This window comes from Actinomadura sp. DC4, assembly GCF_030406325.1.
Taxonomy (GTDB): Bacteria; Actinomycetota; Actinomycetes; order Streptosporangiales; family Streptosporangiaceae; genus Actinoallomurus.
In genome coordinates this window covers 153,008-178,075 of sequence record NZ_JAUEQY010000023.1, presented here as the reverse complement: position 1 = coordinate 178,075, position 25,068 = coordinate 153,008, and the positions used below count along the sequence as shown (strand labels likewise).

The following is a 25,068-nucleotide window of genomic DNA, read 5'->3' as shown; positions in this document are numbered from 1 at the left end:
GTCCTAATCGGGGGGTCTTATTGACCGATCAAAAGTCCATTCGGTGAATCAAGTTCAAATATGGCATTGCCCCAGGGCTAAATATATGCTCGAGCCTCCCACTAACCTCATCTGTCACGCGAGTCGTGATATGACCAGCAGCCGTTAGCCGATCATAGTCTGATCGGCCCATCTGGAAGATGAGCAGCGCCGGCCGCTCCCCAGCCCCCGCACGAGTGGCACCGAACGAAGCTGTAGCGCTGAGGATCTCGGTGTCATCCTCCGTTACCGCATATGTGAACAAGTTTCCAGGCTGGCCCACGGAGCCACCACGGGAGTTCGCTTGCGCCGCACCTCCGCTCAGCCCGTTCTCTTGAATATTGTCCGCATGTGTTGATGTCGTGCCATGAGCGAAATCCAGCGTCTCGTAACAATTATGCACCAAGACGGATGTGACGCCTGCTTTTACATAGTAGGTGTGGACTCCGTTGACGGTGAGGTTGTGGACAGTTTGGTGCTGGGTCCAGGTCTTGATGGCGGTGATCTGGACGTGGGTGCCGGCGCTGGCGCGGAGCCACATGCCGGGTTTCAGCTCGCCTGCTTGGGTCCATTGGCCGGGGCGTTCGGTCCAGAAGGGGTGGTTGTCAGTGGCGATGACGACCCCGGACTTCTTGCTCTTGTGGTGATGCGTCGTGACGGTGATCTGCACCAGATGCTTGGTACCGGTTCCAGTGATCGTGGCCAGGACGGGCCGGCCTTGGGTCTTGCCGGTCTCCGGGTCGGTGGACAGGACCTTGTCGCCGACCTTGACGTTCTCAATGGCCTTGGTAGAGCCGTCGGCCATGAGGACTTGAGTGCCGGGTACGAGGCTGCAGCCGTGGTTCGCGGCGGATCGACGGCGCGGCGTCTTGGGTACGGGCTCGTCTTTCGGTTTTGCCTTCGGTCTGGGAGCGGCGTCAGCGGCTTCTCCGCCGTCTTCGGCCGCTCTGCCGGCCCGTTCGCCCGCCCGCCCGGCTTCGCCCGCTTCCTCAGCGACTTTGAGACCTCTCCGAAGATTGCGGATTGTCTTCGGGATCTCTCCGAGCGGGAAGACGCCCGCTGCGGAGATGGCCGCGTCCGCGTACTTGCCGTCAATGGCATAGGTGATGGCGTCGGCTACGTCTGCGACGTCACCGATGCCGGGCATCCAGCCGAAGGCCCCCGACGTGGCGTGGATCGCTCGGGGGACGTTGACGCCGGGAACGTAGGCGCCCGGGACATCGTCCCAGGACCGTGGGTGGTAAAGGCAGTATCCGGACGAGCACGGAGTCGCGACGGAGTCGGGCAGACCGGAGCCGCCGTTGGAACGCGCGCCGCCGGCGACGTGGCCTGTTTGGGTGATGAAAGGTCCATCGGGCATTAGCCCGCTGGGGTCACTGGCTGTGGTCGGGTTGTTGGCGGCGTAGGCATAGGGGTTGAGTTGTTGAGGCTCGCCTGGGGCTTGGAGAGGGTCGGGGCTGATGAAGGCGCCGGTGGTGGGGTCGTAGTAGCGGGCGCCGAGATCGTCCAGGCCGGTGGTGGGGTCTTCGGTTTGGCCGAGGAAGCCGCGTTGGGTGGCGGTGATGTCGTCGCGGTCGCCGCGGTGGGCGCCGAAGGGCAGGTAGCGCTGGCGGGCGATGGTGCCGGTCCAGCCCTGGATCGACAGCTGCGCCGAGCCTTGGGTATCGGCGGTGAGCCAGGTCGCGGCGGGATCTCCGGTGTGGCGGAGGGCTACGGTGGCACCGCCGAGACTGTAGTAGCGGGTGGCGGTGACCGATCCGCCGGCGGCGCGCAGCTCCATCCCTCCGAGGTAGAGGGTGGTGGCACCGGGGTCGGATCGGATGAGGCGTTCGCCGCCGGCGTCGTAGACGAACCCGGTACTGGAACCTCCGGTGGTGGCGGTGGTCAGCTGGTGGAGTTCGTTCCAGTCGAGGGTGGTGTTCTTGCCGGCGACGGTGCGGGCGGACAACTGGCCGGAGGCGTCGTGGGTGTAGTTGTCCGTGCCGGTGGGGTGGGTGATCGACGTGACGGCGTGCGGCCGTACGGCGTTGGGGCCGGCGGTGGGGTAGTTGTAGCCGATGGTGACGCCGTTGTCGGCGACGGTCTTGATGTTGCCGGAGTCGGTGTAGGAGTACGCCAGCTGGTACGGGTCGGGTCCCCCGGTGTCGGCGCCGGCGGCGCCGGCCGTACAGCCGGGTGCTCCGGTCGTGGTCCAGGCGCCGGTGAGACGGCTGATGCCGTCGTAGGTGAAGCACTGGCGTTGCGGGATCTCGTCTTCCCCGACGGTGGCGAGGGTGTCGGTGATCGAGGTGACGTCGCCGGCCTTGTCATAGGCGTAGGTGTCGTTCTGGGCGTCGGAAGGTGAGTCGCCGGCGTTGCCCATGATGGTGCGGACGCGGGTGAGCCGGTCGGTGGGGTCTTCGTAGGTGTAGGCGCGGGCGATGTCGCCGGCGGAGCCGTAGTCGCGTTGGGCGAGTTCGCCGGTGGACCAGTAGTAGTTGCGCTTGACGTAGGTGTAGCCGCTGCCGAGATCACTGGTCAGGGCGAGGGGGGTGCCGGTGATTCCGCTGTATCGGGTGCTGACCTTCTCGGCGGGCAGGCCACCGGCCGCCGGGTAGGTGACGGAGGTCAGGTGGTCGGCTGGGTCGTAGGTGTAGGTGGTGTCGTAGTTGCCGGCCAGCGCGCCCTGTGTGCTGGGGATGGTCACGCGGGTGCCCTTCGGGCGGTATCGAGCGTCGTACCCCAGGACGTCGCTGCGGTAGGCCTGACCGCCCGTGTAGCGGATGGCGGCGGACGGCTGGCCCAGAGCACCGGGCGGGTCGAAGTCCCACTGCGCGAGGCGGGTTCCGGTGGTCGGCTGGCCGGAGTACTGGACGCGGCGGCGGTTGAGCGCGTCGTAGGTGTAGGAGATGGTGCCGGCCGCATCCGTCGTCGAGGACACGTTCCCCGCGGGGTCGTAGGTGTAGGTCGCGTCCCCGGCGTCGGGGTCGTGACTGGTCTTTCGCTGTCCGGCCCAGTCGTAGCCGTTGGTTGCGACGTTGCCGTCCGCGTCGGTGATCTGCGCGAGTTCGCCGCGGACGGTGTAGGCGTAGCGGGTGGTGGCCTCGGCGTCGCCGTCGGAGTCCTGCGTGATCGCGGTGGTCTGGCCGAACACGTCCACGGTGCTGGCGGTCTTGCCGCCCGACGGTGGGGTCACGACCGTGGTGTCGGCGGCCGGGTCGGTGAGGGCGGACCACTTCTTGGTCCCGACCGACCACAAGGCGGACTCGGTCTCGCGGCCGGCGCTGTCGTAGGTGTGGCTGGTCCAGGACGGGATGACACCCTGGTCGGGGTTGAGGACTCCGTTCCCGGCGGCGGCGGAGTTGTAGACGGGCACCCCGGTTTGGCCGGCCACCTGGCCGCGGTCGTCGTAGCGGGTGACGGCGACCATCCGGCCGGTTTCCGGGCCCCACGGTGCGGTGGTCTGCACCTCGTTCGTACGGCCGAAGCCGTCGAGGTAGGCGTAGGAGCTGATCCAGTTCGGGTCGGAGGCGTCACCGCCCTCGTACTGCTGGCTGCGGACGATGGTCGGTCCGGACGGCGCGCCGATGCCCTGGTACGGCGTCACGTAGGTGAACCGCTCGGTGGGGGTTCCCTCGTCGGGGTCGGCGGGGCGGGGTTCGGTGGGCCCCCACACCCGGATGAGTCGTCCGAGGGTGTCGTAGTCCAGGGCGGTGACGTTCTGGTTCGCGTCGACGGTCTTGGTGAGGGCGCCGTCGCGGCGGTCGGAGTAGGACACCGTGGTGTGGCCGAGCGGGTTGACGGTCGTGACGCCGTCGGCGGGCCAGCCGGTCGCGGGTCGGTAGCTGATCGTGCTGGTGTCGTCGTCGGTGGCCGCGGTGCCGTTGGCGGCGGTCATCGAGGTGGGCCGGCCGAAGGCGTCGTAGGTCTTGTTCATCAGCGTGTAGGTGTCGGCGTCGCGGTAGACGCGGACCTGGGTGGCGTTGCCGGCGGTGGGCGCGTTGGCCGCGCCGGGTGCGCTCGCTCCGTCGTACAGGGAGACGGACTTGGAGGCGATGGCGCCGGTGCACGAGCCGGAGTGCAGGGTGACCGTCTCGGGATAGGAGAGCATCCACATGCCGCCGGCGGTGTTGTCGGCGTAGGTGGTGGTGGTGCATCGGTCATCGCCTGAGTCGCCGGGATCGCCTTCGGCGAGGGTCTGGGTGGGTCGGCCGTGGGCGTCGAAGGAGCTGTCGGTCGCGGTGACGCGGTAGCTACCGTCGCGTTTCCGGGCGCGGGTGTGGGTGCCGTCGGGACGGACGATGACGGCGTTGTGGAAGCCGGGCCCGTCGGCGGTCATCGCCGAGTGGTAGTAGGTGTAGCGGGTCGAGGCGACGTCGACGCTGGCGCTGGTGTCGGTCCAGGTGCGGGTCTGCAGGGTGCGGCCGTTGAGGAAGTGGTCGTCGTCGTAGACGTGGCCGTCGAAGTCGGTGACCGTCTCGTGCCGCAACGCGCCGCTGCCGCCGGTGGTCGTACGGTCGTTGTTCAGCCCACGGAAGAAGGTGGTGGAGGTGACGCCGCGCTTGGCCGGGTCAGATGAGGATCCCGCGGTCGCGGTCACGGTCTTGTAGCCGCGCCAGTCCGACCAGGATTGGTGGTCGGTCGAGCGGGACAGGTCGTCGTCGAAGCGCCAGCCGTCCGCGCCGGAATAGGTGTAGCTGGTGGACTGGTCCGGGTTGCCGCCGACGCGGTCGGTGTCTGTGACCTGCGTGACGATGTACTTGTTGAAGATCCCCCACTGCGCGGTGCCGCCGGTCGGCGTGTAGTAGGAGCGGAAGCAGTCCGCGGTGTTGTGCGTGCCCGACCAGTCCGACAGGGACGTGTTGCAGGGGTTCGGCAGGCCGTACGTGATGTGGGTGTCGCCGCCCAGGTCATTCTGGATCGTGGTGATCCGCCGCATGTTCACCGACGCGGCACCCGGGGTGGCGATGTTGTTGTAGTTGGTGCCGTTGAAGTCGACGACCGGCGCCTTGATGTCACCGCCGTCGCCCATGTGGCCGATGGCGCGCACGTAGTCCAGCCAGAGCGATGGGGAGGTGGTGTCGCCGGTGCCCGGGTAGGCGTACTTCAGCTGGTAGGTGTTGACATCGTCATAGCCCGCCGAGCCGTCGATCTTGCGGGCCTGGGTGACGACCTGGGCGAGCTGGTGTACGACGAAGAACGACGGTGACTCGCTCGAACACGAGGTCGTACAGACCAGGTCGACCGGTACGTCCGGGTAGGAATCCGACCCGCCGGAGGCGACGGTCGGGCAAGTGGCCGGCGGGTCGTCGTACGGGTCGTCGACGGCGTTGCGTTCGACGCACCGGTTGAAGGAGGCGAACCGTACCTTGTCCGGCGCGGGAGTGCCGGCCGGCTGGTCCTCGCGCAGCCCGTACTCGATGTGCTCGAGGTATCCGCCCCGGATGTAGGACTGCACCGCGCCGCCCTGGTGGCGCTTGTACGCGTTGGATTCGGCGGTGTAGTAGTAGGCGCTCTCGGTGCCGTCGGGATCGATGACCCGGTCGAGATTCCACCGGTACGCCTGCGTGCACGGCGTCATGGACGCCGGAGTGCTGCTGTTGTGGCAGGGCTCGCCCGCGTCGTCGCCGATCACCGGCACCGTCCACACCGAGTTCGTGGCATTGGCCGTCGTCTTGGTGGGGTCGGCGCCGTAGCCGAGGTAGGACCGGGTGCCGTCCGGCGCGGTGATCACCCAGTACTCATCGTCCGCGCCGTGACCGCCGCTGGTGTGGTGGTCGATCTTCCAGTCCTGGTCGTCCTTCATCCGGTACCGGCTGGTCGCCGAGTCCCAGATCAGCTCCGTCGTGTGACCACCGAGGGAGATGACGTACACCGCGCCGTCGTCCTTGCCGGCGACCGGCGAGTCCCAGCACAGATCCCCCCAGGTCTTCAGCGCGTCCTGGCCCGATCCGGCGTCGTCGGCGCACGGCTTGTACTTGCGTTCGATGAACCCGGCCTGCAGATCCCAGCCCATCCCCACCCAGGACGCCTGCGAGTTCTCCGCCGAGCTACGCCCATCGACCGACTGGGAGTCATACGACAGACCCAGCTCCGGCGCCTGCCCGTACGGTGACGGCGGGAGCACCAGGGGGTAGGAGTAGCCGAACGCCCCCGACGCCTGCCCGGCCTCCCACTTGCCGGAGGCCCGTACGTCGGTCGCGCGGTAGTCCCCGGTCTGGTTTCCGGACGCGGTCGGGACCAGCGCGAACACTGACGCCGTGTCGGCCGCGCCCGCGGCCGTTTCCGGGGCCGCGTCGACGCGGGCGGTGACCCGGCCGGAGCGTACGTCGTTGCTCGAACGCGCGGGCGTGCGTTGCGTGCACGCCGGCACATCGGGGGTGGTCAGCGCGCACGCCGGAAATTCGTACAGATGCAGCCGGTCGGCGTAGTTCCCGCCGTAGGCGTACCGGAAGCCCGAGTAGTCCAGCGCCACCGCGACCGGGCCCGCCTGCGCGCCTCCGTCACGGCGGTGTACCCGCACGACCAGCCCGGCCGCCCCCAACCGCCGCGCCACGTCCTGACCGGCGACTTCGACCCGTACCCGTGAGGGCGGTACGGCCTTGGCCGCCGCTGCTTTGCCGGTGTCCGCGGTCGTGGGGCCGACGAAGACCGGCAGGCCGCCCGCCCGCGCCCACGATGCGTTCGTCGCCTTGTTCGTCTCCGCGGGTACGGCCACCTCCGCGGCACCCGCCGTCGGCCACTGCGGCGCCGGGCGACGCGGCGGCGGACTCGCCTCCGGATCGGCCTCGGCCGCGACCGCGTGGAGGGGCCGGCCCGGAACCGACGGCTTCGTACCGATCGTCTCGGCGCTCACCGACCGTACGGCGGGGGGTGTTGCGAGAATGCCGATGGCGACGGCCAGTACGGCCACGATCGCCGTGACCAAGCGTCCGGCCGAGACACGAGCGTGCACGCGAACCTCCCCAGGCGCCGCCAAGGCGGCGCATCCGGCGCCCACACCTCGGTGATCGGCTCGAGTCAAGTCACCCGGGTTCTACCTCAAAACCACCAACAGACGTCAATAACTAAAAGCGCATATAGCGGTGAAAGTGGCTGAATACGGTCAACTGGTGCTGTAAACCTAGTTTTCGGTCATCCAATGTCGGGAGGCTTCGTGGCGCTGATCACCGACTACGACCAAGTCAGAATTCAGATAAAAGGACAGTGGATTCGAGATCGGCGCATGATCTGTGTCACCTTGCCATGATCACGTTCGGTGGGTTTCACTCACGACGCCGTTCGCCCAGCCCAAGACGGTGACGGCACGCGTGGAGGTGGCCCGTGTCCCGACCCAGACGGCGTGGTGGCATCATCGCCGTGGCTCTCGCCCTGATCGTCCTCGGCGGGAACTCGCCTGCCGCCGCCGAGCCGACGGCCGTACGGGCCGCCACACCGCGTACGCCGACCTCGACAGTGGCGGCGTTCAGCGATGTCAACGGCGACGGCGTCGAGGACATCGTCACCTCCACGACCGCGCGGATGCTGCCCGACTACGGCAGGGCCCCCGACGTCGGTGGCTCGGTCGAGGTCATCCCCGGCGGCAGTCACCTTCCCGGCGCCATGACCTCGCTGATCAGCCAGGACAGCCCCGGCGTGCCCGGCACCTCCCAGGCCGGCGACGCCTTCGGTTTCGCCCTCGCGACCGGAGACTTCGACGGCGACGGCCTGACCGACGTCGCCATCGGCGCCCCGTACAAGGACGTGACCGATCCCGCGGGCGTACTCCAACGCGATGCCGGATCGGTCACCGTCCTGTACGGCACACCCGACTTCCCCTACCTCGAATCGCGAGGGCTCTCCCAGATCATCCAGACCGCCTCCGGATTGAACGCCGCCCCCGAGGCAGGCGACCGGTTCGGACTGTCGCTGTCGACCGGCGACTACGACGCCGACGGCTACGCCGACCTGGCCATCGGAACCCCGTACGAGGACGTCGGCAGCCTCACCGACGCCGGTGCCTTCTACGTCCTCTATGGCAGCCCCACCAACGGCCTGACCGTAACCGGCGCGCAGAACATCGACGGATCGAACGCCGGAGTCGGCACCGCCGAAGCCGACGACCACTTCGGCTGGTCACTGGCCTCCGGAGACGTCACCGGGGACGGTGTCGACGATCTGGCCTTCACCACCCAGAACGAGGCCGTCAGCGGAGTGACCGGAGCTCAGGGCGCGGTCATCGTGTACCCCGGCAGCGCCGCCGGTGTCACCGAGACGGGCCTGTCCACCGTCAACGTCTCGTCCACCAACACCCTGGAACATCTCGACACCCTCACCATCGGAAAATTCCGCGGCCAGGCGAACCCCGCCGACGTCGTCGTCCATGCCGGCCGGGCCGCCGGCGGCCCCCAGGCCGACTCCGGTGCGCTCGTCCTTCTCAAAGGTGCCGCCGACGGCATCTCCCCGACCCGGGTCACCACCATCAGCCAGGACACCCTCGTCCCCGACGTCAGCGGCCTCGACCGCGCCGAGGCGGGCGATGAGTTCGGCCTGTCCATGGCCGTCGGCGACCTCAACCACGACGGCTACGCCGACCTGGCCACCGGCGCCCCCGGCGAAGACTCCGGACGCGGCGCCGCCAGCGTCTTCTACGGCGGCGCGAACGGCATCTTCGCCTCCGCCGACTTCTTCCTGAACGAGGCCACTCCCGGCGTCGGCGGTACGCGCAAGACCGAAGAGTACTTCGGCCGCGCCGTACGCATTCTCGACGAGAGCGCCACGTCCCAGCTCCTGGTGACCGCTCACCGCGAAGACCAGGACTACGAAACGGCCGCCGCCTACGTCATCAACCTCGCCCACTCCGGCGCCACCACAACGGTCACCTCCGCCACCCGCTACAACCGGGACGCGCTGTTCACCGACACCTGCGCCGAAAGCACCGCGGCCTCCTGCTTCGGCCCCGGATTCCCCATCGCCGGCGCCGCATCCGGACCCGTCGAGACATCCGCCGGACCGAACCTCACGCGATAACCGGACCTGCGCGTTCCTGATCCCGGCGCCGTCCTGGAGGAACCCACCATGCCCCGACCCACCGCCGTCTTGTGCGGCGCCGTCATCGCCATCGCCGGCATGTTCACCGCCACGCCGGCCGACGCCGTGCCGCGGCTACCAGCAGCCGCCCCGCCCCTGAGCGACGGCGCCATCTTCAACGACCCGACACAGCCGACCGCGCAATACCGCATCGTCAACTACCTCCGCCGGCTCATCCAGCAGGCCGCGCCCGGATCCACCATCCGCCTGGCCGTCCAGTACCTCACCCTCGACACGATCGCCGACGACCTCACCAGCGCCCACACCCGCGGCGTGAACATCAAAGTCATCGTCGACTTCGAATCGACCCACCTGCAGAACCCCGACGACGGCACGTTCTATCCGACGCCTGCCTGGACCACGGTCACCGCCGGCCTCGGAACCGACACCACGCGCGCGTCCTGGGCCATGAACTGCACCCGCGACGCCGCCTGCATCGGTACCGCCGGCACCCCCGTCATGCAGAACAAGTTCGCGCTCTTCTCCAGCACCGCCGGCGCCACCAACGTGGTCTTCCAGACCTCCGCCAACCTCTCCGCCGACCAGCAGGAGAACGCCTGGAACAACGCCGTCAGCCTCAGCGGGAACACCGCCCTCTACAACGCTTACGGCGCCTACTTCACCGACCTGGCCGCCATGGCCAAAACCGCCGACTACTACCGCTCCACCACCGCCGGAACCGCCAAGGTCTACTTCTTCCCTCGCGCCCAACCCGCCGGAACCTCCGACGTCGACAGCGACAGCATCGTCGAAATCCTCAACAACATCACTTGCACCGGCAACGCCAACAACGGCGGCAAGACCCTCATCCGCGTCGCCATGTACTTCTTCACCCGCACCGCCGTCGCCGACAAACTCTGGGACCTCGACAACGAAGGCTGCCAGGTCCAAGTCCTCTACACCCTCCTCGGCGACGGCGCGAAAACGCAGCTCACCCAACCCGGAGGCGCAGGCGGAGAGCCCGAACTCCGCAACTCCAACGCCCACTACAACGACCCCGACGGCAACCGCCAGCCCATGTACGTCCACTCCAAGTACCTACTCGTCGAGGGCAATTACTTCGGCATCCCCGACGACAAGGTCGTCTTCACCGGCAGCCCGAACTACACCATCGACGGCCTTCGCTACAACGACGAAACCCTCCTCAAGATCGAAAACTCTCTAGTCCACGACCAGTACCGCCAGAACTTCACCGACGCCTGGAACGCAAGCGCGACACCCGATTGATCCGGATAACCACCACTAAGGAGACTTCAGTGCGGCGATTGACGGTTGCCGTCAGCGCGATCTCACTACTGCTCGGTGGGCTCACCGGCCCTGCGGGCGCAGAAACGGAAAGCTGGCAAGTGGCCCAGCTGCTCGGCGGCGCCTCCGGGCCCGACAGCCGCTCTGTCGCCGACGTCACGGCCGTGTCACCGGATGACGCCTGGGTCGTGGGCGGTCAGCTCCGCGCGAACAGAGGCGTACCGTTCGCCGAGCACTGGGACGGTGTGTCCTGGACCGAGGTGCCGCTGCCGGACGCCCTCCCGGGCAGCCTCGACGGCGTAACGGCGTCCTCGCCTACCGATGTGTGGGCACTGGACGGGTACGCCAGGCGTCTCCTGCGCTGGAACGGCCAGAGCTGGACGGACGCCACCATGGCGCCGCACGGCTGGGTCGGCGCGACGGCACTGTCGGCGGACAGCGTCTGGGCCGGCAGCGCCACCAGTGAAGGCACGGCGTACCTCCAGCACTGGGACGGTACCGAATGGAGCTCGTACTCCGTGCAGATCAGCGCCTTGGAGTCGCTGGCCGCCATATCCGACGAGGACGTGTGGATCGTCGGCCGGTACGGAGCGAACGCCACCGCCGTGCATTGGGACGGCACCGCGCTGACCAGGGTTCCGCTACCCGGTATCGCCACCCCCACGGGAGCCGAAACCAGTCTGCACAGCGTCACGGCGCTCGCCTCGGACGACGTCTGGGCGGTCGGCGACTACAACTGGCTTCCCACCGACGGGCAGCCACGGCAGTACCGTTCGGTCGCTCTGCACTGGGACGGAACGTCCTGGACCCGCGTCGCGACTCCGGAGGGCCAGCACGCGGTCTCCGGGGTGACTCCGGACGGCGCCGGCGACGTTTGGATGGTGCAGGACATCCCGGAGATCGCGCCGACGTTCGCCAAGAAGGAGCTCCTGCACCACACCGGCGATACTTGGACGCCGGTACCGGTGTCCGGCGCTCCTGACGGGCGTGGCGTGGAGGAGGTGGAACTCGCCAACGTTCCAGGGACTACGTCGATGTGGGGCGCGGCGACACTTACCTACTCGTACAGCTACGACTGGCGCGGCGCCGTCCTGCGCCACGACTGATCCTGGCCACAGCAACGAATAGACGACCTGGGACCGCGTAGACCAGCCGGACGAGCGACCTGAGGCGGCGTCGTCACGACGGCGAATCACGCCGAAGCGCGCCTACCTCGCGAGCGCCAATGCGGCGACCGCCCGGTACTACCGGCTCGGGTGGTTACCACTCCAAGCAGGCCGCGATTCGTGGAGATCCAGAGAGTCGCAGCTAAAAGCGCCCTTGTGACTCGGCTCATCTACCGCCCGGCAGGAGCGACGTGCGGAGAAGGAAGGGATGTGCGTTTGGTTCGTGTCGCCCCTCGGACACTGTATTTGCCCAGGGGGGCGACCCCCTGGAACCCCCGATGTGAGGGGCCTCCGCCCCCCACGCCCCCGTCGGCTGGGGTTGGAGCATCCCATCATCGCAGGCGGCAACCATCACCTCCTCGTCATGCGCTGCGCGAGAAGATCCTCTCCTGACGTCCCTGTCTCTGAACGCTTTGCAGCAAACGGGCGGGATGCACCTCATGCCCCGCGCCACCGCTGAGAACGGAGTCCCCGCCCGGTCGGTTGCCGGGCGGGGACTTCGTGTGGGGTCAGCCACGAGCGGTGGCGTCCCGATGGCGGGGCCGCCCGGGAGCGCGGGCCGGGCCGCATTCCTGGCGGGCGTCGAGGACCAGTCCGACCACGATGACGGCCGCGACCGCCAGGTGCAGCGCGACCAGCACCAGCTTCGCCGTCGTCCCGACCGCGTCACCGAGCGGGCCCGAGAGGGAGGCGGCGAGCACAGGCACGGTGATGATCGCCATGACCCGGCCCGGCCGGACCACCCGGCGTTCCAGGACGGCCAGGAGGACCCGGCTCACGACTGCGGCCAGCAGGCTCGCCGCCACGATCGACGCCGGTCCGACCGTCTGCGTGCCGTCGCCCGCCCGTACGGTCAAGGTGGCTCCGGCCAGCGGCACCGCCACCGCCCAGACCGCCAGGGCCGCCGCCGGGGCGCCGATCACCGCGAGGACTCTTTCGCGTGAGATGTTCATACCGCAAAGCCTGGCCCGGCGGGGCGGCCCGCCACATCGGGCATACGGTCGGACCTTCCACTGCCCGAGTCGGAGCGGCATCCGACTTTAGTAGGTGACGCCGCCGCCGGACCGGAGGTTGGTGCCCCCCGCGCACGCGGGGATGGTCTTGTCAGCCCTCCGGGCCCCTGGGCCCTATGCCGCTCACATATTGGATTGGTTCTCTGACCTGCGGTCAGGCAGCAGCGAGCGTGGGCATTTCGTAGGCACTCGATCGGTACACCCGGCCGGTCGCGGGCCCACGCTCCCGTCCACAGCGGTGAGCAGGCTACCGGTCCCCGCCCGCCACGGCCGTCCGGTCCCGGTGCTACAGGCCTGCCGGCATGTGCACTGGGCCAACTACCGCTCGGGAACTCTCGTGCGAGAGGCGCAGTGTTTGCTGTGTCGTGAAGATCAATTGAGGCCGAGGCCGCGTCGGCCGGTGATGTTGAGGTCACTCTGCCGGAACCGATCAGGCCAGGACTGCTCGTAGTGCTCGGCTGGGAAGTCCGCAGGGCTTGCCCCCGTGAGGAGCGCCTCGCGAACGCTGGTGGAGTAGCGCTCGTTGCGTGGGCACCAGGGGGCGGCGGGGATGTACATGACGTTGCCCCAGCCCTTCTGGTTCTCGACTGGCGCGACGCTGTGGATCATGTCGCAGTGCCACCACACCGAGTCGCCGGCGCGTACGTCGGGGATGCCGCTGACGGCCTCCAGGAGCAGCGGGTGCAAGCGTTCGCTCACCGGGAAGACCCGGTTGATGGTGACGCCGCCCATGTCATCCTCGGGTACGTCGGGCAGCAGGGGCCGCAGCATCAGGTAAGCCATCGCCGCAGGGATCGGGACGGTGTGCAGGACGCCCTGGTCGTGGTCCATGTCCGACAGGGCCGTCCAGCCCTGGAAGGTGCGGAACGCCGAGCACATGGTGGTCCCCGGGTACTGGGGGCCGTCGGTACGGTGGGCGGCGTCCCACGGGTCGTACTCCTCGACCGTCCCGTCGAACAGGTGCCGGAACGCCTGCTGGTAGGCCTTGGTCATCCACAGGTCCAGGGTGCCGGGGTCCAGGTGGGTGCCCAGCCCGCCCGAGTCGGTGCCCGGCGGGCGGCGGCGGATCCGGTCGGGGTACAGGGAGTCGCGGTCGGGCTCGAACCAGCGGACGCCCTCGGACTCGTGCTTCCACTGGACGTTCAGGAATGCCTGCACTCGTGCCATCCGGTCGCTCTGGCGTGCCTGCATCTGCGCCGCGGACCAGTAGATCGGGTAGATCTCCGGCTTGGACCCGACGCTGCCGAAGAAGTCGTCGCCCGGCCCGCGGTAGGCGTCGAAGAAGCCGTTGCGCTCGCCGGCCCCGGCAGCTTCCGAAAAATGGAACAGGGGACGCAGCATTCCGGGCTCCGCGGCGTCTCTGGGATATGGATGTTGAAGTGATGGCGCCCGCGCGGGCGCCCGTGGACGTAGGCGAGCTGTATCGCGGGCATGCCCTCGGGCTGATTCGGCTGGCGATGCTCATGGTGGGTGATGCCCCGAGCGCCGAAGACGTGGTCCAGGAGGCGTTCCTCGGTCTTCACCGCAACCGGAACGCGCTGCGCGATCCGGCGGCCGCGCTGGCGTATCTGCGGTCGGCGGTGCTGAACCGCTGCCGTTCGTTGCTGCGCCGCAGGGCCGTTGCCGGGCGGTTCCGGCAGCCGTACCAGCCGCCGGTGTGGTCGGCCGAAGAACGCGTGATCGACGGGCAGGAACGGCGGCAGGTCGTGGCCGCCATCGCCCGGTTGCCCCGGAGGCAACGCGAGGTCCTGGCTCTCCGCTTCTACTGCGACCTTCCCGAGGAGCAGATCGCCCGCACGTTGAAGATCAGCCGCGGCACCGTGTCGGCCACGACGTCTCGCGCCCTCACCGCTCTGGCCCGGCTGCTCAAGGAGAACGCATGAACATCGAAGACCGCGTCCGCGACGCCTACACGCTGATCGACGACCTCGGGCCCGCCGTCGCCCCGCCCATGCGCCGCCCCGTACGTCGCCCCGCTCACCGCCGTACGGCCTGGCTCGCCGCACCACTGACCGCGGCCGCGGCCGTGGCCGCCACCGTGCTGGCCACGGGCGCGCTGGGTACCGGCCCCCGAAGCCACACGCCGAGTACCCCGCACTCCACGTCCGCCGGTCCGGGCGGGATGTCCATGCTCGCCATGGTGATGCGGCCCAGCCGGGACGACCAGGTCGAGATCTACCTCTGTACCAAGCTGAGCGCCGAGCGCTGGTGCCATAAGCAGGACGCGACCCAGGCCCAGCGTTCCGCTATCGCCAGCGCCCTCAGTGAACGCCCCGAAGTGCTCGACAGCACCTACATCTCCGAACCTCAGGCCTTGGCCGAGGCCAAGAAGCGCTTCGCGGACTCCCCGGGATTCGTCGACACCCTCCAGTTGGGAGACATCCCGGACTCCTACCGCGTGACGGTCCGCCGCCCCGCTGACACCCGGAAGATCGTCAAGGCCTTCCGCGGACGGCCCGGCGTGGAGTTGACGCTGGTACGCCAGAGGAGGTGACCCGGGAGCCGAGCCGGTGAAGGCTCGCGGCGTCACGGCTGGGCGGCACTCCGTACCGGCGCCGGTACTCGCGGCTGAACTGGGACAGGCTGTCGTAGCCGACGCGATGGGCGATGGTCGTGATGTCGTGCGGATCAGCCGCGAGGAGCAGCCGGGCCTGCTGGAGCCGGATCTGCTTCTGGAACTGGATCGGGCTCTGCGCGGTCGCGACCTGGAAGTTCCGGTAGAACGCCGAAGCGCTCATCCCGGTCAGGGCCGCCAGATCCTCGACCCGGAACGGTTCGGCATAGTGCTCGCGGATCCACCGGACGGCTCGCGCGATGTGGCTGAGGCCGCTGTCGGCGAGGCCGAGCTGCCGGACGGCTCCGCCCTGCGCCCCGCTGATCAGCCGCCAGAGGATCTCCTTCTTGACCAGCGGGACCAGTGCCGCCTGGTCACGCCGGTGGTCGAGGAGCCGCAACAGCCGGAGCGAGGCGTCGAGGAGCTCCGGGGTCAGGTCGCCGACGGCGATGCCCGGCACCGCTCCCGGACGCGACCGAGGTAGATCGGCGGAGCCGAGGTCCAGGAGGAGGTCGGCGATGGCCGACGGCTCCAGGGTCAGGGCGAAACCGAGCGCCGGATACCGGCTACTGGCGCCCACGAAATGGCCCGTGACCGGAAGGTCGACCGACGCCACGAGGATGCGGCCCGGCCCGTACTCATGCACCTGCTCACCCACCGCGAGACGTTTGGCCCCCTGCGCCAGCACCGCCAGCACGGTGCCGGACATCTCCGGAGCCGGCGGCTCCGACCGTTCAACCCTGGCGATGTAGAGGCCGTCGATGGCCGTCGTCGTATCGGGCCGGGTATGGCGGGCCAGCAGCGACTGGAGCTCATCGAATCCCATACCTCCAGTGGATCACACCGATCCGCACACGACTCCACAAGAAGGGAGGATCGTGCAAAAACTCAGGAGCTTTGATCTAGTGTTTCCGCACGTCAGATTATGAAATTGAACCAACAAGCTAGCTGATTCGACGAGAACGATCGAGCTAGTGGGGAGAATCGCACTCATCTGAAGGAGACCGTCCATGACCGTTCGCTACGGGTTCAACGCCGTCATGACCGCCAAGCCCGGTCGAGGCGACGAACTGGTCGAGCTGCTGCTGACCGGGCTGGATGAAGGAAACCCCGCCTCCACCGAGTACTGCCTGGTGTACCTCGTCTGCCGGTCGGCGGCCGACCCCGACGTCGTCCACATCACCGAGGGCTGGACCAGCGAGGACGACCACCATCGGATCTTCGCGAGCCCGCCCGCTCAGGCGATCGTCGCCAAGGTCACTGACCTCGTCGCGGCGACCACGCCCTACACCGACTACGTACCGGTCGGCGGCAAGGCCGTCTTGTGACCGCGCCGCATACCGCCACCCAGCCCCCCGAAAAGGAAACCCCCATGTCGCCCGTCGCCCGTCCCGTACTCGACCCCGAACTCGACACGCTCCTCGCCGGAATACCGCTCATCCCGCAGATCACCACCGAGATCCTCACCCAGCTCCGCCAGATGCCCTCCGCCCCGATCGACGTCCTGTTGGACGGCCGCCAGGTCGGCCGCCGCGAAATCACCGTTCCCGTCGCGGACGGCGACGAGATCCCGATGACCGTTCTCACCCCGGCCGGAGCCGCCCCAGGAGCGCCCTGCGTCTACTGGATGCACGGCGGCGGCATGATCATGGGTGACCGGTTCTCCCAAATCGACATCCCCCTGGAATGGCTCGATGCCACCGGCACCGTCGTCGTCAGCGTCGACTACCGGCTCGCCCCGGAGCACAACGGCATCACCCCCGTCGAGGACTGCTATCGCGGCCTGCTGTGGATCGCCGACCACGCCGACGACCTCGGCATCGACCCCGACCGCATCATCGTCGCCGGAGCCAGCGCCGGAGGCGGCCTCGCCGCAGGCGTCTCCCTCATGGCACGCGACCTCGGCACCCCCGCCATCGCCGCCCAGATCCTCATCGGCCCCATGCTCGACCACCGCAACCTCACCTCCTCCAGCCACCAGTACTCCGGCGAACCCGGCATCTGGACCCACGAGACGAACGCCTTCGCCTGGAACGCCGTCCTCGGCGACCTCCCCGACGACCAGATCCCCGTCTACGTCTCACCCGCCCGCGCCGGCGACCTGTCCGGCCTGCCCGCCACCTACCTCGATGCCGGCACCGCCGAGGTCTTCCGCGACGAGACCGTCAGCTACGCCACCCGGATCTGGGCCTGCGGCGGCCAAGCCGAACTCCACCTCTGGTCAGGCGGCTTCCACGGCTTCGACGCCCTCTTCCCCAACGCCGATCTCTCCACCTCCGCCCGCAAAGCCCGCACCCACTGGCTCACCCGCACCCTCACGGCGCCACGCACCACGGAATGAACCCCGCAGCATCGCCGCAATGCTCACCCCGATCGAGTACGAGAGGATCTGCCCGCCCCGCCAACCGGCATGAATCTCCGGTCTCCCGACACCACAAAACTCGCGCGTAGACTCGGGCTGCGCGATGGGTGCGAGCGCGCAGTGGGCGAGGCTTATTCGGTCCCGAGAGGTTGACAGACGTGGCTGTGTCAGGCGGGCTCGGGGATGCCCGTTCTGGGGGTCGGCCAGCGTCTGGCGGTTCCCTGTCTCTTCAGATTCTTGGTCGCTTGCGGCTGTGGCGAGATGACGTCGAGTTGGACCCCGGTCCTCGGCAACAGGCCTATCTGCTCGCCGTGCTCTTGGCCCGGCAGGGTGAAGTGGTCAGCACAAGCGAGCTGCTCGATCTGCTCTGGGACGACGATCCTCCGGTCAGCGGCCGGAACGTCGTCCACAAATACATCGGCGCGTTGCGACGACTACTGGAGCCCGGCCTTCCGGTCCGGAGTGCCGGCTCGTACATGCAGCGACGGGGCAACGGCTACCTGTTCGCGGCCCGCCCCGGCATGTTGGACCTGGTCACGTTCCGGGATCTCGTCCAGTCCGCCGAGCGGGCCCTGACGCAGTGCGGCGAATCGGCGCTGGAGTCCTACGTGCGAGCGCTGGGGCTCTGGCACGGCCGTGCGGGTGACGGGCTGGTTCATGGAACCGCCGCGATGTCGATCTTTTCCGAGCTCGACGGTGAGTTCTTCGACGCGTGCGTGGCGGCGGCCGGGCTCGCGATATCGCTGGGTCGACCGCAGTTAGTACTGCTCCCACTTCACCTGGCCGCCAAGATGGCGCCCCTGCACGAGCCGGTACAAGCGAGCCTCGTCTCCGCCCTGGATGCCGCCGGCCAGCAGGCGAAGGCGCTATCCGTGTACCGCGCCGTTCGCAGTCGGCTCGCCGACGACCTCGGCATCGACCCCAGCCCGGCGCTGCAGGCCGCTTACCAGCGCGTATTGCACCAAACCGTTGCCGTGGCGGACCGGCAGGCGGCCGCTGAGCCGCCCATCGGGCGACCAGCGGCCCGGCGGGTGGCTGCCCCAGGATCGGGTACGGCCGCCGGCGGCGGCATGGTCGGCCGAACCGACGAGCTCACAGTGCTGCGGCAGGCAGTGGAAAGAGTGCTCACCGGCGGTAGAGGGCTCGTGCTGGTCGAGGGCGAACCCGGGGTGGGCAAGAGCCGCCTGCTGGAGGAGATCGCGGCCGAGGCCGACCGGCGCGGCGCGCTCATCATCTGGGGCCGCTGCCTGGAGGGTGAAGGCACGCCGTCGATGTGGCCGTGGGTGCAGGTGATCGGTGCCGTCCTGCGCGCCCTGCCCGCCGCGGCGCGGGGGAAGTGGCTCGCCGACGAGATCGGCCGCCTCGTCGAGCCCCGCGACGACGTCATCACCGGTTCGGTGATACCGGACAGTGGCGCGCAGTTCCGCCTGTTCGAGCGGGTCGTCGCCATCGTCGGCGAGGTCGCGGCGCTGCGGCCGCCGGTGTTCGTGATCGATGACCTCCAGTGGGCCGACGTCGCTTCGCTGCATTTGTTCAGCCACCTGGCGGCCCGTCTGCCGGACGGCATCGTGATCATCGGCGCTCTCCGCGACCGCGCGCCCTCACCGGGCTCGGAGCTGGCGCGGATGCTCGCCGCGGCGAGCCGGGTACCCGGCCACCGTCGCATCCGGCTCGGTCCGCTCGACCTGGCCGAGGTGGCCGAGCTCGTCCGAGGCGAGATCGGCCAGGATCCCGATCCCGGTGCCGTCCGCAACATTCACGCCCGTACCGCCGGCAACCCGTTCTTCGTCCGGGAGCTGTCCAGACTCCTCGCCGACGGCGACGCCCTCACCGGGGACGCCACGGCGCGGGCCGGGGTGCCGTCCACCGTGCGGGACGTCGTCCGAGGCCGGATAGCCGACCTCGACGACGGCACACGAGGCCTGCTGCAGATCGCCGCACTCATCGGCCGGGACGTCAACCTCCGTCTGCTCGTCCGCGTCGCCGGCCTCGACGGCGAAACCTGCGTCGACCGCCTCGAGCCGCTGGAAGCGCTCGGCCTGCTCGAGCCCGCACCTGGGGATCCGTACACGATCCGCTTCCCGCACGACCTGGTCCGCGAATCGGTCGCCGCGTCCACGTCGCAGCGGCAGGCGACCCGGATGCACCTGAGAGTCGCGGACGCGCTGGAACAGATCGGCGCGGAAGGAGAGTTCGTGGCCGAGCGCCTCGCCCATCACCTCTGGGCCGCCGGCCCGCTCGCCGACCCGGCCCGGACCGCCGCCGCCCTGACGCACGCGGGCCGTCACGCGGCCGGCAAGTCCGCACTCGAGGCCGCCGACTGGCACCTGCGAACGGCCGTCCAGGTGGCGCGGACGGCGGGTCTGGCGGAGTTGGAGCTGGCCGCGCTGTCGCAGCTCACCGTCGTCGTCGGAATGCGTTCGATGTGGCAGTGGGCGGTCGACCTACTGGAACGTGCCGAGCACCTGTCCCGGAACCTGGGCCGCGAGCTGGAAGCCACCGGATTTCTCTTCGCCCGCTGGGCCATGCACAACCAGGCCATGGAGCTCGACCGCGGCGGCCCGCTGGCGCACCGATTGCTCGAGCAGGGCAAGGTCTCGTCCGATCCGACCGTGCGTGCCTACGGGATACACGCTTGGGGCATCCACCAATGGGCCACCGGCAATATCGGCGAGGCGTTCCGATATCTGAGCCAGGCGGGCTCGACCTTCCTCGCCGACCACACCCCGCGAGAGGAAAAACCACTCCGATACGACCTGGAACTGCTCATGACCGGGATGGTCGCGGAGACGAGCGCGCACTACGGTGACGTCGACGGAGCGCAGACATTGCTCGACGCGATAGAGGTCGCCGCCGGCGACGACGCCTACGCGATCACTGTCTGGGCCTCCACCACCACGAGGACCACATCGGTCGTCGGCGACGCCGCTCAAGCGCTGCGGGCGGCCGAGCGAGGGATCGCCGTGGACCCCGACTTCACCTTCGGCCTCCTCGGCACCTACCAGCGGCTGGCCCGGTGCTGGGCGCTGGCCATGACCGGCAGTGACCCGGCCGGCGCGGCGGTGGAAGCGCAGCGGCTCATCGAGACGAACCTGCTCAACCCGCCGCGCTCGTGTATCTCCACCTGGTACGGGTTGCTCTGCGAGATGCACCTCGCGGCCGCGGCGCTGGATGAGGCCGCCGCGGCCCTCGACCGAGCCGATGTCTGCCTCGACACCTACGGTCAGCGCAACTCAGAAGGCCTGATCCTCTTGCTGCGGGCACAGTTGCTCCAGGCCAGGGGCGAGCCCTCGGCCGTCGTACGGAACGCCGCCGAAAAGGCCCGGAAACTGTCCACCGAACGCGGGGCTCACCTGTTCGCCCACCGCGCCGAAAAACTCCTCGCGGAACTCCAAGAGCCGGCCGGCCAGTGACCGTAGCCGCGACGGCCGGCCCGCGGCCCGGATCCTCCGCGCGCAGTTGAAGCGGACTTGACGATTTCTTCATCGCTCGTAGACCGCTCGCGACGGTCACTCACAATAAATCGTGTAGAGCATCGTTGAATGCGTGTGACCAGCAATCTTGGACCACTGAAGAGGACCGAGCAGATGCCCACCATCACCACTTCGGACGGCGTGGAGATCTTCTACAAGGACTGGGGTTCCGGCCAGCCGATCGTCTTCAGCCACGGCTGGCCGCTGTCGGCCGACGACTGGGACGCCCAGATGATGTTCTTTCTCCACCACGGCTACCGGGTGATCGCACACGACCGGCGCGGGCACGGTCGGTCCGACCAGGTCGGCACCGGCAACGACATGGACCACTGGGTCGCCGACCTCGCGGCGCTGACCGAGCACCTCGACCTGCACGACGCGGTACACATCGGACACTCCACGGGTGGCGGTGAGGTGGCTCGCTACGTCGCCCGCCACCAGGAGCGCGTCGCCAAGGCAGTACTCGTCGCCTCCCTGACGCCGAACATGGTGAAGACCGACGCCAACCCGGCCGGTCAGCCGCAGGAATGGTTCGACCAGATTCAGGCGGGGATCCTGGCCAACCGGTCGGAGTTCTTCCGGTTCGTGCCGGAGAATCCGTTCTACGGCTACAACCGCCCGGGAGCCGAGCCGTCCGAGGCCGTCATCGCGAACTGGTGGCGGCAGGGCATGGCCGGCAGCGCCCAGGCCCACTACGAGACCGTGTTCTCCTGGCTCGAGGACTACACCGAGGACCTCAAGAAGATCACTGTGCCGGTCCTGGTCATGCACGGCGAGGACGACCAGGTCGTCCCCTTCGCCAGCTCCGTGCCGCGCGCGGTCGAGCTGCTCAAGAACGGGTCGCTGAAGACGTACGCCGGCTACCCGCACGGCATGCTGACCACGCACGCGGACGTCCTCAACCCCGACCTGCTCGCGTTCATCCAGTCCTGACCGGACGGACCGGGCGCTGCGGGCGACGAAGGGGACCGGCCTCATCCTCAGGAGGTCATCAGCTCCCCCGCGCGACGGGCGATGATGTACGCCCCGCGTTCGATCGAAACGATCTCGGCCTCCGCCGCCGCGGCCCGGACTGCCCCCACCGGCTCGCCACGAGCGTGCAGCACCTTCGCACGAAGCAGGAGGCGCAGGCATTCGGTGTACCGCTCATCGTGGCGATCGGCGAAACGGTCGGCGTCGTCGAGGGCGACGCCGGCCTCGTTCGCCATCCCGGCCGCCAGCCACATCTCGGCGAGCGCCGAGTAGTACTGGGTCACGCCGTACATCGGCGGGTCGCGCATTGTGCCTATGAGCTGTTCGGCCTCGGTCGCGGAACCGGCCGGGTCGTCACCGGTCAGGGCACGTGCCCAACACCGGCTCACCCGCAGATACGTGTCGATGTTGACGAAGGAGTGGTACGGGTCCGCCGTCCGCCATCGGTCGGTGATACGCAGTCCCCAGGCCGGGTCACCGGCCCACTGAGCGGTGTGGCTCGCCCAGTGGGCCCAGACCGAAATCGCGTACGGGTCGTCGCCGACGACATCCTCCACTGTGTTCAGCAGTTCTCGTGCCGCGTCGACGTCTCCGTGCATAGTGACTATGAGCGCCCGGAACAACGGTGCGAGCATCCGCCGATCGCGCCGCAGCGGATTCTCCTGCCGCCATCGGGCATCCTCGATCGCGGTCCAGTCGTCCTCACTCATGTGTCGCAATGCCGTGCTGACGTCGCCCTGTTTCCATACATGCATGCCTTTGATGTGCCGGGCGTACGCACGCGACGTCGGATCCGCGGATTCGTCGCCGTACTCGACCAGCCGCCGCACGAGGAGGTCCGTTTCCGGGTGATGGTGGCTGAAGGCAACGATCGCGCGCATGAACAGGAAGTCGGCGGCCCTCGCCTGCTGCCCGAGGCCGCGAGCCAGGTGCTCGGCGCGCGTCAGGAGATCCGTGTACGACCCGCCGAATCCCGACTGCCTCCAGAAGACGGTGGCCAGCAGTGCGGCGGCCGACAGCTCCACCTCCGCCAGACCCGCCGTCCGTGCCACGTGGATGGCCGACCGCAACTGCCGCTGGGCGGCCTCGAACGCGGACTTGGACGCCGCCCGATGAGCCGCCCGTACGAGTGCCCCGGCCGTCCGGGACGAGTCCGCGAGCGGGCCGGCCGCCGACAGATGGTAGGCGAGACGCTCTGTTACGGAGTCGTCGGCGGCATTACCGGCCTCAAGCGCGTCCGCGATACGAAGGTGCAGCTCATTCGCCTGTCTCGGCGGCATGTCGACGGCGACCGACTCGCGAACCAGGTCGTGCGGGAAGCGGAGCGAGAACGGGTCCCCTGGCGCCGGCTCCAGCACACCGAGTGCTTCCAGGGGCTCGAGCCGGTCGAGGCAGGCCTGGACCTCTATCGCGGCCGCGTGCGCGAGCAGGCTGATGCCGACCTCACGACCTACGAGTGCGGCGGTCCGCAGCAGCCATCTCACGTCATCGCCGAGGTCCGTGGTCCGGCTACGGACGACGTCTCGTACGGTGGACGGCACCCCGGGTCCGCCGGTCGACGCCACGGTCATGGCACCGGTGTCGGCGAGCAGCCGGGACAGTTCCCGGACGAAGAACGGATTGCCGGCGGTACGCGCGTGGATGCTGCGGATGGCTCCGGCATCGGGTTCGTCGCCGGTCTCCCGGCGTACGAGATCGGTCAGCTCGGCCTCGCCCATCGGGCCGAGGTGGATCCGGTGGTGGCCGGGTGCCCGGCTCACCGTGGCGAGGCACCGCGACAGCTCCGTCCCCGGCGTCGGGGCGCGGTCGCGCAGGGCACCGACGACCACGCCACCACTGGGCAACCGGGCGGACATGTGGCCGAACAGCTGAAGGGAGGCCACGTCGGCCCACTGGAGATCATCGACGACGAGGACGACCGGCCGCCGGGCCGCCGCCCGGCCAACGAGGGCGACGACCTGCTCGAACAGTCGGAAGCGTGCGCCGCTGTCGGGCGGCGCGGACAACGCGTCGTAGTCCCTGGGCGGCTCCACGAGCCCGCCGAGTTCGCCGGCGAGCCGATCTGCCCGCTCTTCGACGGGCAGGCCGTCCAGAATCGCCTCGACGATCTTCACCCAGGGCCACATCGACGGAGTCCCGGCGCCTTCCAGGCACATGCCCCACACCACGAGCGCGCCCCGGCGATCCGCCCGAGCGGTCATCTCCCTCAGCAGGTGCGTCTTCCCGACACCGGGCTCCCCGTCGACGACCACGACGCCCGTGCGGCCGGCGAAGGCCGAGCCCAGGGCGCTTCCCAGCACGTCGAGCTCGTCCGCGCGGCCGATCAGACCGGTCGCGGCTTCGTCGACGGTTCCGCCGTCCGCGTCGGCCGCCGAGGTCTCGGCCAGTACTCGCTGCAGCGCGGCGCGCAACGCCGGACCGGGATCTATACCCAGCTCATCGGCCAGACGAATACGAACCGCTCGCAACGTCGCGAGCGCCTCGGCCCGACGACCGGCGGCACCCATGCTGGTGACAAGTGCCGCGTGTACGTCCTCATCCAACGGCGCCATCGACGCAGCCAGTTGCAAGGCGGACAGAACCCGCTCCGGCTGCCCCAGCCGCACTGCGAGATCGGCCGCTGCAACGCACGCCGTGAAGAACTCGCCGTTCAACGCGACGAAGACCGGTGCGGCCCGGAGACCAAGACCCACCCCGTCTCCGGCCGAGCCACGCCACAATGCCAGCGCCTCGACCAGACCATCCAGTGCCACCTGATGCCGCTGCTCGGCGACGGCTGCTCGGGCCGCTTTGACGTGCCCGCGGAAGGAAATCAGATCCAGTCCACTGTCACGGCTCTCGAACAGGTAGCCGTCGCCTCGCCGCTGCACGTACGAACCCGTCCCGCGGGCCGACAGGTCCGGCTCCAGCACCCGGCGTAGCGCCCCGACATATTTGTGGATCACATTCAGCGCGCTGACCGGGGCCTCGTCGTCCCAGATCAGATCGATCAACTCGGTTCGGCCGATCGGCTGATCCGCGCGAGCCAGCAGCACCGCCAGAAGAGCCGCCTGCTGCCGCGGACCCGGATCGAGCTCGACATCCCCACGCCACAGCCGCAACGGACCCAGAATCTGCAGACGCAAGGAGCGGCCGCCTGCCGGCCGGCCCGACACGGAACTGGACACAGGCGGCTCCCAACCTCTTCCCACCGGACGCGCGACCGCCGGAGGTACGT

At 68.9% G+C, this 25,068-nt stretch carries 14 protein-coding genes; 9 read left to right on the top strand and 5 right to left on the bottom strand.

The window, feature by feature from the left end:
• Positions 1–28 precede the first annotated feature (28 nt).
• Entirely contained in the window at positions 29–6,952 is a 6,924-nt protein-coding gene (locus QWU11_RS32425) for a polymorphic toxin-type HINT domain-containing protein (protein ID WP_290118289.1), read from the bottom strand.
• A gap of 368 nt (positions 6,953–7,320) precedes the next feature.
• On the opposite strand from QWU11_RS32425, the gene QWU11_RS32420 reads away from it, so the two are divergent.
• From QWU11_RS32420 to QWU11_RS32410, 3 genes are read left to right on the top strand one after another with little or no spacing between them, the layout of a single operon-like run.
• Positions 7,321–9,006 carry an FG-GAP repeat protein gene (locus QWU11_RS32420; protein ID WP_290118288.1) on the top strand — a complete coding sequence of 562 codons (1,686 nt, stop codon included), beginning with the start codon at positions 7,321–7,323 and terminating at the stop codon, positions 9,004–9,006.
• Positions 9,007–9,054: 48 nt separating this feature from the next.
• Entirely contained in the window at positions 9,055–10,293 is a 1,239-nt protein-coding gene (locus QWU11_RS32415; RefSeq protein WP_290118287.1) for a phospholipase D-like domain-containing protein, read from the top strand.
• 29 nt (positions 10,294–10,322) lie between these two features.
• Entirely contained in the window at positions 10,323–11,417 is a 1,095-nt protein-coding gene (locus QWU11_RS32410; RefSeq protein ID WP_290118286.1) for a hypothetical protein, read from the top strand.
• Between the two features lie 569 nt (positions 11,418–11,986).
• Here the strand turns inward: QWU11_RS32410 and QWU11_RS32405 are convergent.
• Together QWU11_RS32405 and QWU11_RS32400 are read right to left on the bottom strand one after the other, a co-directional pair.
• Positions 11,987–12,430 carry a DUF6069 family protein gene (locus QWU11_RS32405; RefSeq protein ID WP_290118285.1) on the bottom strand — a complete coding sequence of 148 codons (444 nt, stop codon included), beginning with the start codon at positions 12,428–12,430 and terminating at the stop codon, positions 11,987–11,989.
• 432 nt (positions 12,431–12,862) lie between these two features.
• Positions 12,863–13,831: a YbiU family protein gene (locus QWU11_RS32400; RefSeq protein ID WP_290118284.1), complete on the bottom strand. Its 969-nt coding sequence runs from the start codon at positions 13,829–13,831 to the stop codon at positions 12,863–12,865.
• Positions 13,832–13,872: 41 nt separating this feature from the next.
• Here QWU11_RS32400 and QWU11_RS32395 point away from each other — a divergent pair, with 41 nt between their 5' ends.
• Together QWU11_RS32395 and QWU11_RS32390 are read left to right on the top strand one after the other, a co-directional pair.
• On the top strand, positions 13,873–14,373 hold the full coding sequence (locus tag QWU11_RS32395) for a SigE family RNA polymerase sigma factor (RefSeq protein ID WP_290118283.1): 501 nt from the start codon (positions 13,873–13,875) through the stop codon (positions 14,371–14,373).
• Positions 14,370–14,984 carry a permease-like cell division protein FtsX gene (locus QWU11_RS32390; RefSeq protein WP_290118282.1) on the top strand — a complete coding sequence of 205 codons (615 nt, stop codon included), beginning with the start codon at positions 14,370–14,372 and terminating at the stop codon, positions 14,982–14,984. The genes QWU11_RS32395 and QWU11_RS32390 overlap by 4 nt, the downstream gene beginning before the upstream one ends.
• Here QWU11_RS32390 and QWU11_RS32385 read toward each other — a convergent pair.
• Positions 14,926–15,870, bottom strand: a complete 945-nt coding sequence (locus QWU11_RS32385; RefSeq protein ID WP_290118281.1) for an AraC family transcriptional regulator — start codon at positions 15,868–15,870, stop codon at positions 14,926–14,928. The genes QWU11_RS32390 and QWU11_RS32385 overlap by 59 nt on opposite strands.
• Positions 15,871–16,054: 184 nt before the next feature.
• On the opposite strand from QWU11_RS32385, the gene QWU11_RS32380 reads away from it, so the two are divergent.
• The 4 genes from QWU11_RS32380 to QWU11_RS32365 all read left to right on the top strand — a co-directional run bounded on the left by QWU11_RS32380 (position 16,055) and on the right by QWU11_RS32365 (position 21,812).
• On the top strand, positions 16,055–16,372 hold the full coding sequence (locus QWU11_RS32380) for an antibiotic biosynthesis monooxygenase (RefSeq protein WP_290118280.1): 318 nt from the start codon (positions 16,055–16,057) through the stop codon (positions 16,370–16,372).
• A gap of 44 nt (positions 16,373–16,416) precedes the next feature.
• A complete protein-coding gene (locus tag QWU11_RS32375; protein ID WP_290118279.1) occupies positions 16,417–17,385 on the top strand; it encodes an alpha/beta hydrolase in 969 nt (322 codons plus the stop codon).
• A 266-nt stretch (positions 17,386–17,651) separates the two neighbouring features.
• The gene (locus tag QWU11_RS32370) at positions 17,652–20,819 is read left to right on the top strand and encodes an AAA family ATPase (RefSeq protein ID WP_290118278.1); all 3,168 of its coding nucleotides are present in this window, start codon (positions 17,652–17,654) and stop codon (positions 20,817–20,819) included.
• 174 nt (positions 20,820–20,993) lie between these two features.
• On the top strand, positions 20,994–21,812 hold the full coding sequence (locus QWU11_RS32365) for an alpha/beta hydrolase (protein WP_290118277.1): 819 nt from the start codon (positions 20,994–20,996) through the stop codon (positions 21,810–21,812).
• 47 nt (positions 21,813–21,859) lie between these two features.
• Here the strand turns inward: QWU11_RS32365 and QWU11_RS32360 are convergent, their stop codons facing one another.
• Positions 21,860–25,018, bottom strand: a complete 3,159-nt coding sequence (locus tag QWU11_RS32360; protein WP_290118276.1) for a BTAD domain-containing putative transcriptional regulator — start codon at positions 25,016–25,018, stop codon at positions 21,860–21,862.
• Positions 25,019–25,068: the final 50 nt, after the last annotated feature.